13 protein-coding genes are annotated in these 16,242 nt (G+C 66.9%); 8 read left to right on the top strand and 5 right to left on the bottom strand.

The features are described from left to right. Window positions 1-221: 221 nt before the first annotated feature. Both ACQPXB_RS21195 and ACQPXB_RS21190 read right to left on the bottom strand, forming a co-directional pair. Window positions 222-1,346, bottom strand: a complete 1,125-nt coding sequence (locus ACQPXB_RS21195; RefSeq protein WP_432856719.1) for an IS701 family transposase — start codon at window positions 1,344-1,346, stop codon at window positions 222-224. Window positions 1,347-1,445: 99 nt separating this feature from the next. Then, window positions 1,446-2,251, bottom strand: a protein-coding gene (locus ACQPXB_RS21190; RefSeq protein ID WP_432854916.1) for an IS5 family transposase whose coding sequence is annotated in 2 segments (ribosomal slippage) — window positions 1,446-1,912 and window positions 1,912-2,251 — 807 coding nt in all. Because the reading frame shifts where the segments join, the coding sequence is not laid out codon by codon here. A gap of 645 nt (window positions 2,252-2,896) precedes the next feature. On the opposite strand from ACQPXB_RS21190, the gene ACQPXB_RS21185 reads away from it, so the two are divergent. Both ACQPXB_RS21185 and ACQPXB_RS21180 read left to right on the top strand, forming a co-directional pair. Then, complete coding sequence (locus tag ACQPXB_RS21185) at window positions 2,897-4,771, top strand: S53 family peptidase (RefSeq protein WP_432854914.1); 1,875 nt, start codon at window positions 2,897-2,899, stop codon at window positions 4,769-4,771. 60 nt (window positions 4,772-4,831) lie between these two features. Next, window positions 4,832-5,677: a L,D-transpeptidase gene (locus ACQPXB_RS21180; protein ID WP_432854911.1), complete on the top strand. Its 846-nt coding sequence runs from the start codon at window positions 4,832-4,834 to the stop codon at window positions 5,675-5,677. Between the two features lie 129 nt (window positions 5,678-5,806). Here the strand turns inward: ACQPXB_RS21180 and ACQPXB_RS21175 are convergent, their stop codons facing one another. Beyond that, complete coding sequence (locus ACQPXB_RS21175; protein WP_432854908.1) at window positions 5,807-6,298, bottom strand: hypothetical protein; 492 nt, start codon at window positions 6,296-6,298, stop codon at window positions 5,807-5,809. 250 nt (window positions 6,299-6,548) lie between these two features. On the opposite strand from ACQPXB_RS21175, the gene ACQPXB_RS21170 reads away from it, so the two are divergent. The 5 genes from ACQPXB_RS21170 to ACQPXB_RS21150 all read left to right on the top strand — a co-directional run bounded on the left by ACQPXB_RS21170 (window position 6,549) and on the right by ACQPXB_RS21150 (window position 11,733). Continuing rightward, complete coding sequence (locus ACQPXB_RS21170; RefSeq protein WP_432854905.1) at window positions 6,549-7,673, top strand: hypothetical protein; 1,125 nt, start codon at window positions 6,549-6,551, stop codon at window positions 7,671-7,673. Window positions 7,674-7,747: 74 nt separating this feature from the next. Further along, window positions 7,748-8,161 carry a hypothetical protein gene (locus ACQPXB_RS21165; RefSeq protein WP_432854902.1) on the top strand — a complete coding sequence of 138 codons (414 nt, stop codon included), beginning with the start codon at window positions 7,748-7,750 and terminating at the stop codon, window positions 8,159-8,161. Beyond that, window positions 8,158-8,460: a hypothetical protein gene (locus tag ACQPXB_RS21160; protein ID WP_432854899.1), complete on the top strand. Its 303-nt coding sequence runs from the start codon at window positions 8,158-8,160 to the stop codon at window positions 8,458-8,460. Before ACQPXB_RS21165 ends, ACQPXB_RS21160 begins: the two co-directional genes overlap by 4 nt. Before the next feature lie 112 nt (window positions 8,461-8,572). Next, entirely contained in the window at window positions 8,573-9,553 is a 981-nt protein-coding gene (locus tag ACQPXB_RS21155; protein ID WP_432854896.1) for a 3-oxoacyl-[acyl-carrier-protein] synthase III C-terminal domain-containing protein, read from the top strand. 62 nt (window positions 9,554-9,615) lie between these two features. Then, complete coding sequence (locus ACQPXB_RS21150; protein WP_432854893.1) at window positions 9,616-11,733, top strand: hypothetical protein; 2,118 nt, start codon at window positions 9,616-9,618, stop codon at window positions 11,731-11,733. Window positions 11,734-11,784: 51 nt separating this feature from the next. Here the strand turns inward: ACQPXB_RS21150 and ACQPXB_RS21145 are convergent, their stop codons facing one another. Both ACQPXB_RS21145 and ACQPXB_RS21140 read right to left on the bottom strand, forming a co-directional pair. Then, window positions 11,785-12,843, bottom strand: coding sequence for a tyrosine-type recombinase/integrase (locus ACQPXB_RS21145; protein WP_432854890.1), 1,059 nt, complete (start codon window positions 12,841-12,843; stop codon window positions 11,785-11,787). Next, window positions 12,840-13,304: a hypothetical protein gene (locus ACQPXB_RS21140; protein ID WP_432854887.1), complete on the bottom strand. Its 465-nt coding sequence runs from the start codon at window positions 13,302-13,304 to the stop codon at window positions 12,840-12,842. Before ACQPXB_RS21140 ends, ACQPXB_RS21145 begins: the two co-directional genes overlap by 4 nt. Window positions 13,305-13,911: 607 nt before the next feature. On the opposite strand from ACQPXB_RS21140, the gene ACQPXB_RS21135 reads away from it, so the two are divergent. Then, window positions 13,912-16,125 carry a hypothetical protein gene (locus ACQPXB_RS21135; RefSeq protein ID WP_432854884.1) on the top strand — a complete coding sequence of 738 codons (2,214 nt, stop codon included), beginning with the start codon at window positions 13,912-13,914 and terminating at the stop codon, window positions 16,123-16,125. The last annotated feature ends 117 nt before the right edge of the window (window positions 16,126-16,242 follow it).

Here is a 16,242-nt window from a genome sequence, read left to right as displayed (position 1 = left end):
TCGCAACACCCAGCAACACCAACAACAGCATCAGTTACGAGACATCACTTAGTACTGCAACGACACTTCGTGATGGCCGCGTCGTCGGTAGTGGCTGGTGCGCGCTCGGGCTTGGCTGGCTCGTCGCCATCGTGACCAGTGCATCGCATGCTGGATTGTGTGCCGGATCGGCGTGGTGACGCGGTTGAGTAGTTTGCGAATCTCGTTGGAGCTGAGAGAAATCAGGCCGGGTGTGGATCCCCTTTTTTCGCGGCGTCTCGAGTGATGACGAGGAATGCCGCCGCTGCCATGGATAGGGTGATATGCCGATACCATGCTTCGTATCGTCGGACCTGGTAGTGATCGAGCCCTGTTTCGTTCTTCGCGGTTTGGAAACTTTCTTCGATCGCCCAGCGACTTCCGGCGACGCGCACCAGTTCGCGGAGGTCGGTGTCGGCGGGACCGAAGCAAATGTAGTAGGCGATCTCGATGGGGTCGCTGACGGAGCGGCGGGCCAGCAGCCAGTGGCCGACTTCTGGTCGGCGCAGGGGGCGGATGTCGACAACGGCCCAGTCGTAGATCCGCTGCCCGTGGGCGCCATCGCCGCAGGACAGACGCTGCCAGGCGGCCGGGTCGACGTCCGCGATGACTGCGCGGGCGCGCCGCTGCCGCAGATCCATGGAAATCACCATCTGGGACTTGGGTACGGCGAGCACATGCGCGATGTCGTGTTCTTCCAGCCAGAGCCGCAGTCGCCCGACCTGCCCGTAGGCCTCGTCGGCGGTGAACCATGCAAACGGGATTCTTGCGGCGAGCGCGCGTTCCACCATCAGTTGTGCCAGTTCGGGTTTGGTCGCGAATCCGACGTCGTCGGGAATGCCGGCTGCGGCGCACCGGTCCCGATCCTCGATCCACTCTTTCGGCAGATACAACTCCCGATCGATCAAAGCCCGTCCCCGATCCGAGGCGTATGCCAAGAACACGCCGATCTGCGAATTCTCGATTCGTCCGGCCGTGCCCGAATACTGGCGTGCCACGCCGGCGGATTTCGTGCCCTTCTTCACGAATCCGGTCTCGTCCGCGATCAACACGCCGCGTTCGGCGTCCGCCAGCACCTCAACCACCGCATTACGCACATCATCACGCATGCCATCGGCGTCCCAGGCGTAGAAGTTCAGCAGCCGCTGCATGCCCTGCGGACCCGTCGCACCGGCCATCTCCGCCAGGGTCCAGCCGTTCTTCCGCTCGACTTCGGCCAGCAGTCCCCGCAGGTAGAACACCATCTGCCGCCGCGGCTCCACCCGGGAAAACCGCGTCGCGAACCGCCCCGCGAACGCAGTGAAACGCGCCGACCAGCCCGTCACCATCTCCAACACGCAAGATCAACTACACGACCGCCGAACCAAAGCCTAACCGACACGCCGGTCAACTCCTAACGAAGTGTCGTTGCAGTATTAGAGCGTATCTCACTTGGCGAGTTTCTTGTAGCAGGTGATGGCTGCGCCGAGGGTGAGGAAGGCGAGGTAGTGGCTGGGTTTGCGTTCGTAGCGGATGGTCAGGCGTCGGTAGCCGGTGAGCCAGGCCATCGTGCGTTCGATCACCCACCGGTGTTTGCCGAGTTTTTCGGCGGATTCGATGCCCTTGCGGGCGATTCGCGGGGTGATCCCGCGGTGGCGGAGCCAGTGGCGCAGGGCGGGGATGTCGTAGGCCTTGTCCGCGTGCAGCTTGGCCGGTTTCCGGCGCCGTGGTCCCCGGCGGGACCGGATTGTCGGCAGCGCGTTGACCAACGGCTTGAGCGCGTGGCTGTCGTGGGTGTTGGCTGCGGAGATCCCGACGGTCAGAGGCAGGCCGGCACGGTCGGACAGCGCGTGGATTTTCGAGCCGGGTTTGCCGCGGTCGACCGGGCTCGGGCCGGTCAGACCGCCCCCCTTTTGGCCCTGACGGATGCTCCGTCCAGGACCGCACGCGACCAGTCGATCATGCCTTTGGCGCCCAGTTCGTCCAGCACCGCCTGGTGCAGTTGCCGCCACAGCCCTGCCTCGGTCCACTCTGTGAACCGGCGATGCGCCGTCGGCACGGTGACCCCGAAGCTGGGCGGCAGATACCGCCAGGCACATCCGCTGGTCAGCACGAACACGATCGCGGTGAACACCGCCCGATCGTCCACGCGCGAAATGCCGCCGCCCTGCGGGCGCGTCTTTCCCGGCGGGATGAGCGGTTCCACCAGTGCCCACAACTCGTCGGGCACCAGCCGCCGCGACAACTCGTCCATCACAGCTGACGATCATGCCCGCACCTCAACCGACAACCAAGTGAGACACGCTGTTAGCCATCCGCCAGCCGCCGCGCCACAGCACTTCGAATGTTGTGTCATGGTGTTGACATCTTTTGGATTCTCGCTACGGTGAGGACACCTGGTCTTCTGGTGTAGTCGCGTCAGGGAGGGCGCGGCTTGCGAGCCAAGAGACCACTGAATCCGGGAGATCACGTGGTGCACCCAAAGCCCACCATCGTCCGTTCGGCCTCGGCGGACAATCGATCGACTTAGCACGCGGCACAGACTTTTCGCTGCTATGTAATACAAAGTTGGTCAGCAACGCCCATCGCAGCGCTCTCGCTGCGATCACATCATCCTAATCTCTTTGCCACGCCGCGTTCCGGCTCGTCCCTGCGCGCTACCGGACTGTCATGACGGTCCGCTTCGTGCGCACAGGTGCGATCGGCGTCCCCGCAACCATCGCAGGCGAGACCTTCTCTCGTCACAAGTCGTTGCGGTGGCATCCGAAGCACAACGGAATCGTTGTTCGCGGGTAGCCGCGGCGTTCTTCGCCCATCGCGTCGCCCGGTCGACGCTGCTCAATTTTTCCCATGTACAGAAGGGACAGTCATGCCTTTGTCGTCTTCCACCACTGCTGTGGTGTCGGCGCTGGTGTTGGCCGCGGCCTCAGCACCAGCCCTACTCGGAACCCACCACGGATCGGACACGGACCGCGCTGTCGTCGCCGGCAGTACTCCTGGCTGGGCCGCCGCCGCTGCCAAGGTCGGTGGCACGGATTCCGGCGCTGTTCGGCACGTTCAGGTCGCACTATCCTTGCGCGACCAGGCTGGCGCCGAGAAGCTCGCAACTTCGCTCGCGACTCCAGAAAGCGCTTCCCAAGGAAGGTTCCTGAGTGCAGAGCAGTTCACCGACCGTTTCGCACCAACGCAGGCGACGGTATCGACAGTGACGGATTGGCTGACACGGGAGGGCCTCACCGTCACCCAGGTCAGCAGCAACAGGCACCTGATCGACGTGCAAGGGACGACTGGTGCGCTTGAGCACGCGTTCGGGACTTCGTTGTCCACGTTCCGTTCCCGGATCGGCGACCGCGTCGAGAACCTCGTCGCACCAGACTCGCCCGTCACCGTGCCGAAGGATCTGAGCTCGACGGTCACGGCGGTTCTCGGCTTGGACGATGGCGCCAAGGCCATCCAGCCCCAGCACGCGACGCCCGCCGCAGCCGACGAGCAACACTGCTCCCGTTGGTGGGGCGACCAGAACAACGCGGATGTTCCTCAGAAGTACCCGGCCGGCGCGCAGTCGAACTCTCTGTGCGGCTACACGGGAACTTCGGCCCGAGCGATGTACGGGCTCGACACCGGCAACAACGGTGCTGGCACGACGATCGGGATCGTCGGCGCGTACAACTCCGACACCGTGGTCCAGGACACCGACCAGGCCGCACCTCAGCTGGGCGTGCCCGCCCTCACGGACGGCCAGTACTCGGCTGTGCTGCCTCAGGGCGACTTCACCGACCAGGACCAGTGCAACACCGCTAGCTGGACCAGCGAGCAGACCCTCGACGTGTCGGCATCTCACACGATGGCCCCGAACGCGAAGATCCGCTACTACGCCGCACCGAGCTGTCTGGGAGGGCTCTACGACGCGGTCAACCAGGCAGTGACCGACAACGTCGCGGATGTGATCAGCCTGTCCTGGGGCAATGCCGACGGCGAACGCAGCCTCTCCCCCGCAGCACTCGACCAGTTCAACTCCGTCGCGCTCCAGGCGGCGATCCAGGGTCAGTCGATCACCGTGTCGAGCGGTGACGCGGGCACCAACGAGACCGTGGCCGGTCAGCCGACAGCCAGCTTCCCCGCCAGCTCGCCGTGGGTCACGGCGGTGGGTGGCACAAGCGTCGGTCTCGACAGCTCGAACAAGCCAGTGGTCCTTGCCGGTTGGGAAGACAGCGGCAACACGCTCTCAGGCGGCCAGTGGGCACCGCAGGCCGACGCCGATGGCCCCTTCGCCGGCGGTGCAGGCGGTGGCACCTCGACTCTGTACGACACGCCTGACTGGCAGAGCGGGGGGGTTCCTTCCGCAGCAGCGAAGGGGCATCGCGCCGTCCCCGACATCGCAGCTCTCGCCGATCCCTACACCGGTTTGCTGGTCGGCCTGACCGAGAACGGCCAGTTCGGACTGTTCTCGTTCGGTGGCACCTCGGTCGCGTCGCCGCTGGTCGCGGGGCTCGCTGCTGACGCTCAGCAGCTGCGGGGTGGCCGCGGTGGGCTGCTCACTCCCGCGCTCTACGCAATGCGTGACGGCATCGCGGACGTCACTGCGCAGCAAGCCGGCGTCTGGACGCCGCAGATGCGCAGCCTGGGCGGTGTCACCGTCCCCAGCGAGCAGGGCAGCTACCTCGTCGACTTCGACGCGCGGCCGCAAGCTCTGCAGAGCGCCCAAGGCTGGGACGACGTGACGGGTGTGGGTACGCCGACTGTCGGCTTCGTCGCCACGCTCGCGCACGAATGAATGCCCGGTGCGGGCCCGCTCGGGGGCGGGCCCGCACCTCCCGCTCGAGTTGGAGGCGCAGTGCTGTCTTTCCTGACGACGACAAAGGCCAGAGCGCTGGTCTGTCTGGCATCCGCTGTTCTGTTCATCGGATCGTTCACGGTCGTGTTCGTCTACTTCGAGCACCATCCAGTGCCGATCAGCGCTGCGGCACCGCAGGCAACCGCCCAGGCGCCGGTGGCCGCGGCGCAAGCTGTCCCTGACCTCGATGCGCTGCCTGACTCGACCACCTACGCCAAGATTCCCGCTGCACCGCCGGACGGGAACCAGCAGGCACAGCCCAGCGGTCTCGTTGCCCATCCGCGCTCGCGGATTCCGGTCTTCGCCGCGCCGGGCGGCCCGGCGATTGCAGCTCTGCCCACCCACGAAGTATCCTCGGACACCTGGGTTCCCGTGGTAGGGCAACAAGCCGGCTGGCTCCAGGTCCTCCTGCCGAGCCGGCCGAACGGTTCGACCGGATGGCTGTCCACACAGGACTCACAAGTCGACACCGCGACCTCACCGTTTCTCATCGAGGTCGACCGTTCCACCTTCCGACTGAACCTCTACGACAACGGCCATCAGACCGCCTCGTGGACCGTCGGCGTGGGCAAACCGTCGGCTCCGACTCCGTCCGGGCGCACGTTCGTCCTGGCCTCCATCCAGGACAGCAAGCAGACCTACAGCCCCGTGATCCTCCCGCTCGGCATCCACTCCACGAGCCACGAGACCTTCGGCGGCGGACCGGGGACAACCGGAATTCACACCTGGCCGACTGCCAACGTGTTCGGCACCGGCTCGAGCGACGGTTGCATCCGCGTCCCGACCGACGCGCTGAAGAAGCTCGCGGCCTCGGTCCCGCTCGGCACCCCGGTTCTCATCCACTGAACAACCAAGGGAGATGACCCATGTCGGCACCTCGACCTCGCGCCAAGCGGACGTTGGCCACCAGCGTCAGCCTCAGCGCTCTCGCCGTCGGCGCGATCAGCGCCGCCGTTCTCGCCCACGCGTTGCCGGTCAACCGAGCGTCGCTGCGGCCGCAACCAGCACATCCACGGCCGGCGGCATCAAGGTCGATGGCGGTGAGCATTTCGGCCCCGCACCCTCGATCGCAAGCAGCGGCACCATTCGCTCCGGAGGCGGGTCTGCCTCGTCACCGTCGGGCGCGGTCGTCGCCAGCGGCATCACCCTGCGCGCGGGCGCCGGGCTGGCTGAAGCGACCGTCGCGAGTGTCCGGGTGGGTGGGACGAGTGTCGGTCCCTTCTCGGCGAAATGCCACAACGGCGTCACCACCATCAGCGCCGCCGCGCGCAGCGCCGGCAACCTCACCGTGTCGCCCGGCGCGTCCGGCGGACCGAGCGGGACGGCCGCGACGATCACCGTGACGACACCAGGCTCGAAGAAGGCGGTCACCGTGCACGTCGCGACCGTGTCCTGCGGCCCCGACTCGCCGCCCACCAACCCGCCGACCACCAGCCGGCCGACGTCGCCATCGACGGGTCGGCCCACCCCGACCAGCCACCGTCCAGCACCCACGGCGGCCCCCGGCCTTCCGGCAGACCACGGTCACCGCCCTGCTCCCCCGGCGACACCGAAGCCCGGCCACCTGCCCGTCACCGGCTGACCGAGCTCAACCCACAGCCACTGCGCACGATCGTGGTCCGTCCCCGCACACCGGGGGCGGGCCACGGCACCGACCTTCGTCCCGGCGATCCCTCCCCGTCGCCAAGCCGACCACGCCTCACCACCAGGGGAGACCATGACCGCAACCACCACCCACCGCGCCGAACCATCCACCGACACTCGCAAGCCGGAACGCGCCGTCCACTTCGTCGGTTCGCTGCCCGAAGAACTCCACCCCGACGACCGCTCCGCGATGCAATGGGTGATCGACCAAGCAAACGGTGCACCTCTCACAGCTCTGCCGTGCGACCGAGAGGCCAACTGGGTCGTGAGCTGGCTCTACAACCTCGCCACGTGCGACGCCTTGGAGCCGTTCCGTGGAGGCGAGGCCACCGGTTACGACGACTACCCGCGTTACCGGGTAGCCCCGGGGAAGCGCCTGGCGCCCGAAGATGTGTCACTGCGCCGCGCGAGTGACACCCGCGCCGCCATGGCGGCGCGGCGAACCGTCCAGTTGGAAGCCGAGCTACCTCCGCTTCAGGTCTCCGTGCCCAACCCGCTGGATCTCGCCTTCTTCTGCTTCGGCCCCTCGGCCTCCTTGCTGATGCACCTGGACACATTCCGCCGGGCGCTCGTGGACGACGTCGACTCGATCCACCAGCAGCACGGCGACGAAGTCGTCTTCCAGCTCGAAACCCCGGCGTCGCTGATCGCCCTCGACAAGACGCCGGAGGTGTTCTCCGGATTGGTCATCCGGTTTCTCGTCGAGCAGATCACCCGGCTGATCACCGAAACCCCGCGCGACGCCCGCTGGATCCTGCACCTCTGCCACGGGGACCTCAACCACGAACCCGCGGTCACACCGCACGACCTCACACCCGCAGTCCGCTTCATCCGCGCGCTCCACCACCGACTCACCCGGCTCGGCGAGAGCATGCCGCAGGTGCACATCCCCATGTGCACCGGAACCAGCGGACCGCCGCCGCACACCGCCTTCTACCGTGCGCTGAGCCGCCTGCCCGCCGACGTACGGCTCATCGCCGGCCTGGTCGACGAGCTCAACCCCCGCGACTCGCGACGGGCCCTCCAGCTCGTCGAGAACGCGCTCGGCCACCCGGTCACCGCCGTCGCCGCCGCCTGCGGACACGGCCGCCGCGACGTCACGCACGCCACGGCGAACGCCGCGCTCGCTCGTGAGCTCGCCCAGTCGTCCCATCGGCAATTCGCGAGCCACCGTCGGCACGAAGGCGACGACCGATGACCGATCCACTTCCCCTGGCGGTCCACTGTCGTCCCAGCGGCGCCGACACCCGGACGGTCCCCGGCGGTGCCCTGGTGACCACCGTGCTGTACGCCCCCACGGTGCCCACGCAGCAACTCGCAGCAGGCCGGATCCTCATCTCGGGCGGCCGGCTCCTCCCGGCCAGGCGCGACCCGATCGCCGAATCGGCACTGATACTGCTGAGCGGCTACGCGGCCGTCCTGTCCGGGCAATCGTTGCGCCCACTGCTACCAGCCCCGGGCGACCTCATCTACGTCCGGCGCGACCTCCCGTACGCGGTGGTCAACCTCAGTTGCAACGCGGCCGTACTGATGCTCGTCGTGACCACGGACCGCCGCTTCGACTCGGCCGCGCAGCCGGAACCTGTGCTCGACGCCGCCGTCGCGGCGCGCGCTGCCCAACTGCGTTCAGAACACCTGGAGCGAATCGCGGAACGTCGCACGACGTCGACGAGGAGAACACGGTGAACAAACGTTCCAGTCGTTCGCCGAGCTTCCGCGCGTTGGCCAGACACAAGCCAGGCCGACGGGTCCTCGCCGCAACACGACGTCGCCGCGTCCCACCTCGCGCCCACCACACGAAAGCCGCCATGCGCAGACACATTCTCACCGCCGCACGCGACCTCCTTCCGGCCATAGGAAGCCCGACGGTCACGCTCGACGAAATCGCTGCATCGGCCGGAATCACCCTCCGCCAGTTGCACACCTACTACACCTCGATCACCGCGATCCAGCACGACCTGCACACCGACGATAAGGAAGCGTGACATGCGGTGGAACGACCTGCACGTCCGCGGTTTCGGCGCCGCCCTCGGCGAGCTGGTCCCCGTCCCCCACACCGCGGACCTCGACCGCCGCAGTGGCCAGAGATCTGTGTCCGTGTCGAGCGGCACCACGGGCATGGACTTCGCGATCCGCGCCGGACGCCAGGCACTCGGCACCCTCGCGCTCGTGGTCGGCGGGCCACTTCCCGTGCCGGAAGCACACTTGCATGCAGCCATTTGGCGCGGCAGCCGCGGCATCGACTTCTGGTCCCGCGCCAGCTACGTCCGGGCGCGCCTCGGCCTGTCCGCTGGGCCCGGAATCTCCACCGAGATCAACGCGATGAGCAACAGCCTCGTCGGCGGGATCGACCTCTCCGCAAGGATCCTGGCCGGCAGCTCCGACATCGACCACGTCCTGCTCACCGGCGGCGAAACGTTCGGCTCGCCGGCGTTCGACCATCTCAGCGCCGACCACGGCATCGCCTACGGTGACGGCGGTTCCGCCCTCATCCTCAGCCGCCACGGCGGATTCGCCCGTGTGCTGGCCACCGCGTCCTACATCGACCCCACGCTTGAACAGCTGCACCGCGGATCCAGCCGCTTCCTCCCCGCTGGCACGACCGAGGTCGGCATCGAGCACATCCGCGAACGCAAAACCCAGTACCTGCAAGCCGTCGGGAGAAGATCCGTCCACACGCGGAACTCCCGCGGCATCCGTGACGTGATGAATCGCGTCCTGGCCGAAACCGGACTGGCCCCGGTCGATCTTGCGTGGGTGCTGCTGCCCCACTACGGCCACCACCAGCTCGAGACCCAATGCCTGCACCCCCTCGGCATCTCGGACACCATCACTCTCAAGCGCGCCGGCGACCAATGGGGTCACATCGGGCCCAACGACCAGGTCATCGGCCTGACCCACCTGTTGGCCAGAAGAGCCGTTTCACCAGGCGACCACATCGCTCTCATCGGCATTGGGATCGGCATGACGTGGACCGCGGCCATCCTGCGCATCGAACGGACACCGAACCAGCTCCAGAGTCTCGCTCCGCCCCTGCTATTTCCGTGGACGCCCGGGAGCGTTGGCCAGCGCGTGTGAGTCCAGCCGAGGCGCTGTTCCACAAGTCAGCCGTGCAACCGAGTTCAGACCGTAGGATCGTCATGCCCGACGTAACCACGCGCCCGATCGTGGAGCAGCATCGCGAACCACCAGCGCTGTTCCCCGAACCGCCCCAGACAGCCACTGCGCCCGTCAGAGAGCAACTCGCTGTTGACCGCCTGTTGTTCGAGCCCCCGTTCATACTCATCGGCGGTGACAACGACGCGCGATACGTGACCGCAAGCCTTTCCCAGGCGCTGACTCTGCTGATCCGCACACGAGACTTCGTCTCCGTGGTGGGCACGCTGAGACGGCCGTGGACCGCAGTCGACATCGACCCTGCCGACACGGGGCAGGAAGCAGAAGCCGGCGTCGCGATCGCTGACGACCTCACTTCGTGGGCAGACCGTATGGGCCTCCCCTGGCTTCAACGTGCGTCCGGGCGCCCGGGCCACTTCCACGTGATCATCAAGACGCCGAACGGCTCCGAACAATTCCTGAGAGAAGTCGCAACGCGCGTCTCGCACCACCACGGCGTATCGGTCACCGTTCGGCGCACGCTTCGGCTCACCTGCGCACCGCACCGCCACGGATTGCCCAGCCCGGTCCTCGCCAAAACCCTCATCCCCACAGACCTTCCAGCTCCTCGCCGAGACCTGAATCGCCGCGGCGGCGCCAGAACGTTTCGCCAGAAGCGTGCAAACGCCGGAAGCCGGTCCGAACGCGAATTCGGTGACGCCCTCGCCCTTGCTCGTGCAGGCGTTACCACCGCCGCCGCGTGGGTGTGCGCCGACCGGAACGGCTCCAAGGCTCGCCAGATCGGCCAACGCGCCTGGCGCCGATGGTTCTGGGCTCCGGCAACGACGATCGTCGCCGCCGAGCAAGGCGTGAGCGAGAGCATTGCGTGGCGGACGTTCACCGACGCCTCCCCCGCGCAGGCACGTCACCTCGGGCTGGACTCCTGGCGCCGCCTGCGATGGCGTCCTGCACTGGACGCAGCCGTTCAGGACCGGCCTCGACGCCGACGTGTGTCGAGAGCACCCGCGCGAGAGGCCAGTGAGTGCAGCGGGGTGCCCAGCGCTGGATTCGACGCCGTTCGCCTAGCCCTCGAACGCGCGCTCACCCGCTTGGAAACAGCGACACTCGGAGTTCGGCCACACAGTATGCGCGCGGCACTCGAAACCTTGGCCGAAGCCATCGCCTACCGCCACGGATCAATCTCGGTCCGAGCCTGGGCAGAACGCTCACATCTTGACCCGAAGACGGTGCGCCGCTCCCGCGACGCCGCCGAACGACTCGGTCTGATCCGCCGCAAACACAGCTACCGCGGCGGCCCCTCGGACTGCGACGCGTGGGATCTCGGCGAACAACTCCGTACGACCATGAGGTATCCGCAGGCAAGTTCCTCCACTCCGTACACCCCCACACGCGGACGAGCCAATCGACGGCGGCTCCAACTGTGCCACGCCCGCGAGCGCAGTACCTGGAACGCGCACCTCGCGCGACAACGGGCCACACGCCAAGCAACCCGGATCACTGCGCAACCCACGACGACTGAACGACCTCTGGTTCGGACACCACGGCGACCTTCCCACCATTGCTACTTGCACCGCGGGAAGAATTTCGGGAACCTGGGATCAGGTTCCGTCGCTGGCTGGGGCCGCCCTCCCACGGTGGTAGGCCCGGTGTTGGATATGACCTCTTCGCGCGCTCCGCAAGCCCAGCGTTCTGGTGACAAGATCGTGGCGTCGCTACTTCTGCCCGTTCGGGCTTCTGCCAGACCCGAAGCCGCCCCGTTACCGGTAATCGATCTGGCCGAGGCAGTGGAGGCCAGTTCGGTGAAGCTGAGTCTGGTTCGTGTCGACAGCGGTGGTGTGGTGGCGGCTCGGACCGCTCTAGGCCAGCTTGGCTGGTGTGGCGGGCAGTCGGTGAACTTCGCGGTCTCGTCGGGTTTGATCGTCGCGAGCCGCCAGGTGCGGACGGCCGGGATCCGTCTCTCGTCGAGGTTGAGCCTCTTTTTGCCGGCGCGGATGCGGCAGCGCTGCCGCATCCGCGCCGGCGAACAGGTTCTTCTCGGCACATTGATCGATCACGACCTGTTGGTCGTCTACCCGCAGCACGTCATGCACGAGATGCTGGCGGGCTACCACGCGTCGATGTCGGACAGTCCGAAACGCTGATCAGAGCAGTGATCGAACGGGCGCAGCGCTAGTTGCGCCCGCTCGATCAGTTCACCCAGTCTCGGTGGCGAGGGGATGTGGTTCGCCGGTGAGGGCGGCCAGGGCCGCGGCGACTTCGGTGATGTCGGCTTTGACGTAGGTGGTTGTGGTGAGGTCGCTGCCGGTGTCGGCGTGGCCGGCGAACGCGCGCGCAACGCCCATGCCGAAGTTGCGTTCCACCCAGGTCAGCGTGGTGTGCCGAAGCCAATGTGCGCTGACCTGCAGAGCGTGCGCCCAGGTCAGCTCCTTCTGCACGCGGCCGAAGATGTAGTCGTAGCGGCGGCAGGTGATGGGCTTTCCGTTGGCGTAGCGCAGCAATCGCCCGTTCGGGTCGCCTGAACCCCGTTCCTCGTCGTGGGCGATCAGGTGGCGCATCAACGTCGGCGAGACAGGCTGCCAACGTTCGGTTTCGCCCTTCTCCCGCAGCAGCACCGTGCACTGGTCGCGGTCCAGATCACGCGGGCGCAGCCCGACCGCACCGCCGCGACGGCACGCGGTCTCCTCGTGCAGGCGGCAAATCAGCGAGTCGAGCTCCGGATCATCGCCCGTGCTCGCGACCACGTCGTTGAGCTCGGCCAGTTGCTTGTGGGCCAGGGCTCGGCGGGTGGAGGCGTTGCGGCGTGGCTTGGTGACCCGGCGGGCCGGGTTGCGATGCTGATCGAGGCGCCCGTCGTTCTCCAGGTGCCGGTAGAGACAGCGCACCGCCGCGACGAAGTTCTCGGCAGCGTTGCGTCCGCCGCGCGAGTTCCTCCGCACGAGCGCGGTGCTGCGCGCCACCTCCGACAGTGCTTTGATCTCGCTGGCGGTGATCGTGTCCATGGCCCGATCACCCCACGCGGCCTCGGCCTTGTTCCAGTACGACCCGTACGACGCCGCCGTACTCGGCGAGACCAAGCCGGCCACCACCGGGATCCACTCGCGGATCGTCGGCATCGGGCGCTCGTCCTTCCCCACGGTCGCCGAGCCCGGCTCTTGCCGGCCGGCGCTGATGAGGTCGGCGGGGTCGACGCCGAGGCGGGACAGCAGCAGCCGGGCCGCTTCCAGGTCCTGCGGTGTCGCGGGGGTGGTCATGATGCCTCCTCGGCGGTGGCGAGGGTGGTGTGGAAGGTGCGGAGCATCGTTTGCACGGCGGTTTCCGGATGGACGACGAGGACGTCCTGGACGGGGTCAGCGACCAGCAGCAGACGGCTGCCCGCCAGAGCTCCGCAGCCACGTCGGACGGCAGCCGGGAGCGTGACGTAAGGCTTGCGGGGCATGACGAACACCCCATCCGCGCGGCGGCGGATCACGACCGAGGTCCCGACGAGCGTGATCAGCAGACGGTCGCCCGCGCTCCAGCCCAGCACGGCGACGGCGCCGCGATCCTGAAGCCGACCGCCACCATCCATGAGTGCGATCGACAACCGCGGACCATCCGCAGCGCCGAGATCACGTAACGGGGGAAGCGCCATCGGGACAGGAAGTACCGCCGCTGCAGCGGACGGCGCGGCGACCCGGCCTGGCAAGGCGAGAGACGACACGAGGCCGGTCATGACACACCTCCCCGACGGCGAGCACGAGGGGAGGGCGCGTTCGCGATCAGAGTAGCCGAAGCCACCTGACGCGGAACGCGAGAAAGACCCGCCGTAGCGGGCCTGTTACTCTGTGGTCTGGGAGATCTCCCATGAATATGTGTCCGAGGACGATCTTGCTCGCTAACCACAACGCTCATGCTGCGCTGATCAAGCGCGTTCCTGCGGGCAAACCACATCATGTCTAACGCGACCGCGAGCATGTTCATCTTCGGTCATCTCATCGGGATGGCGTAGTCATGGCTGCACAGCCGCTGAACTTCCGCGCCCAGCACCTGACTCTGAGCACCGGCTGGCCTGGTGGCGCGCCCGCCAACCCAGCGAGCAACGCCGCTACAACTCGCGCCCGGCCAGGTCGCTTCAAGACGGGGCGGCAACCTCCAGCCCGGGCCCCGGCGTGCCCAGCCGCCACGGCGAGTGACTGTCCTCCAGCCACCGCCGGCCCCTGACGGTCTCACCACTGCGTCCCACTACCGTCATCGAGCCCTCCGCTCGACGGTAAGATCACCGCTCGTACACCGGGAGGCGTGATCGCCGGAGCGTCTGCCGAGGGCCGAGGGGAGGCACGATGCCCGAGGGGTACGGATCGCTCAGCCCGTCATTCGAGCGGATGCTTAAGATGGCGTTCGCGCAACTGGCGCCCGGCCCCGTGACGGTGCTGACCACCAGCTCGGAAGAAGGCCAGCTCTCCTTCGAACTGTGCTCGGAGTGGAGGTCGGTTCTGGAACCGGCCTGGCAGGACCCCAGCTCGGGCGTTGCACGCCTCCTGAAGCAGGGCCCGCTTCTCCTCATACCGCCATGGCAACGCCGCACCGGCGCCCGGACGTCGCGTCGGGATGTATCCCTTTACGTGTACGACGATGTTCTTCGTGCATGCCGTCCCGCTGACGCCACCAGCGGCATGGCGGTCCTGACCCCCGCCGAACTTTGGGTCTCGGAATCGCCGCGTGCAACAAAGCTGCGCAGCACGCTGGCCGAGCACTGGGACATCCTGGCCGTCATCTATGGCACGGGTGTGATTCCTCAGATCCATCAGGCTTTCGTCGTGGCTGCCTGCTTCCTGAAGGCAAAGCAAGAACACCGGCCTCCGATGAAGATCTTCCGGATGCCGCGCGGGGACCACGCGTCTGCCGAGAAGGACTTCCAGACCCTGCTCAAGCGCGGAGGAGGCAGTACCCAGCACGGCTACGTCATCCGTGACGTCCCGCCTGCTACAGAGAGCCTCGACTTTGACCGTCACCATCCGGACGTCGTATCGCAGCAATCCGACCTGGCGTGCTTCGGCAGCCTCACCACGCTGGATGAGCTGTACGAGACCGTCCCTCGCATCCACATGGCGGAACACTCGCACTGGATCAGCTCTGAGGAGCAGCCCGGCGCCGTCCGGCTCCTAGGAGGCCGTGATGTACGGCGCGACGGCTCCATCGCGCTGCCCGCCGACGACAGCTACTGGGTCAAGGCTCCGCCGGAATACCTCCTGCGACCAGGAGACCTCCTCCTCCGCGAGATCCACGGACCGCATGATCCGCCAGGCCTGATCGTTGCCGAGATAGACAAGCAGGACCTCCCCGCCGCGCCCTCCCACACGACAATCGCCCTACGCCCTCGTGCCGCCACCACGCCGCAGCAGATCAGACTGACCGTCCAGTTCCTGCGCACACCGCTGGCCGACCGACTGGTCGGCAGATCCAGCCTTCACATCACGGCAAAGCGGCTACAAGAATTACCCGTACCGCAGCCGGACGGAGTCCTGACTACTGCGCTCGACGATCTTGATGCCGCCCGGCACCGCCTTGAGACCTGGGCCAAAGAAGCAGAAACACTTCTGGAGTCCGCGTTCACATACAAAACAGCGGTTCAGGCCCGGGAAAGGATCATCGACCAGGGCCGTGGGTTGCGTTTGCGTGTGGAGGCCGCAACACTGCTCGACAACCTGGGGCACACCGTGCGCACGCGCTTCCCCCTCCCCATCGCCTACCGATGGCGTGAAACCGAAGCTCGCATGAGCGCCGGCGATCAACGGGCGGCCTACAACGCCGTGCTGGACACCGCCGAAATTTTGCTCTGCTACCTGGCGCTGCTCACCTTGGCGCTCACCTGGGAAGCCGGGATCCCGCTGGGCTCCACCGCGGCGATTAAGGAGAAACTCACCAGTGGGCGCAGCGGCCCGGGCCTCGGTGACTGGGCCGCCGTGATGCAGGAGGCAGCCACAAGCCGCAAACTCCGCGAACTGCCACACCAGCACCCCATCCACAGCATCCGTTCCCTGCTGGCTGACCAAGACGCCGCCGACGCACGCCAGCGATTGAGCGACCGTCGCAACGACGATGCCCACCTCCGTCGTCTCGATCCCATCGATCTCCCGCCCGCTGTTACAGAGGCCTTCGCTGACCTGACCCTGCTCGTTGAACGATCCCGGTTTCTTACCGACTTCCCGCTGTGGCACGTCACCGAGACCCGCTGGGACAGCCTCGCCAGAACGGCCGACGTCCGCTACCGCGAGCTGACGGGGGACCATCCTGTTGTGCCGACCAAGGCTGCCACTTCGTTGAGACACGACCTGGAACCCGGCAGCCTCTACCTGCGGGACTCCACACATGAGCTGCACCTGCTGCGCCCGTTCCTGACGGGCGAGGTTTGCCCGGTTTGCCGCGCATGGTCGACCTACCACGCCGATCTCGTCCCCAAGGGCGGTGTGCAGTTGAAGAGCCTTGAACACGGGCATGTGCTACACCAGCCCGAAGACATGTCAACGGCGTTGGCCGTCGTCGGTCTGCTCTGACGTGCGGCTGTCGCCTTCAGCCGCAATTTGAATGATTACCCCCGGTCTGCGCCAGCCCGGCATCGCGCACCACGCCGCCCCGCCTTGCTTTCTGCAGGCTCATTCGGCGGACACCCA

Source organism: Amycolatopsis sp. CA-161197 (assembly GCF_050942255.1).
Taxonomy (GTDB): Bacteria; Actinomycetota; Actinomycetes; order Mycobacteriales; family Pseudonocardiaceae; genus Amycolatopsis.
The sequence above is the reverse complement of the archived record's forward strand: the minus strand, read 5'-3'. Positions and strand labels throughout refer to the sequence as shown.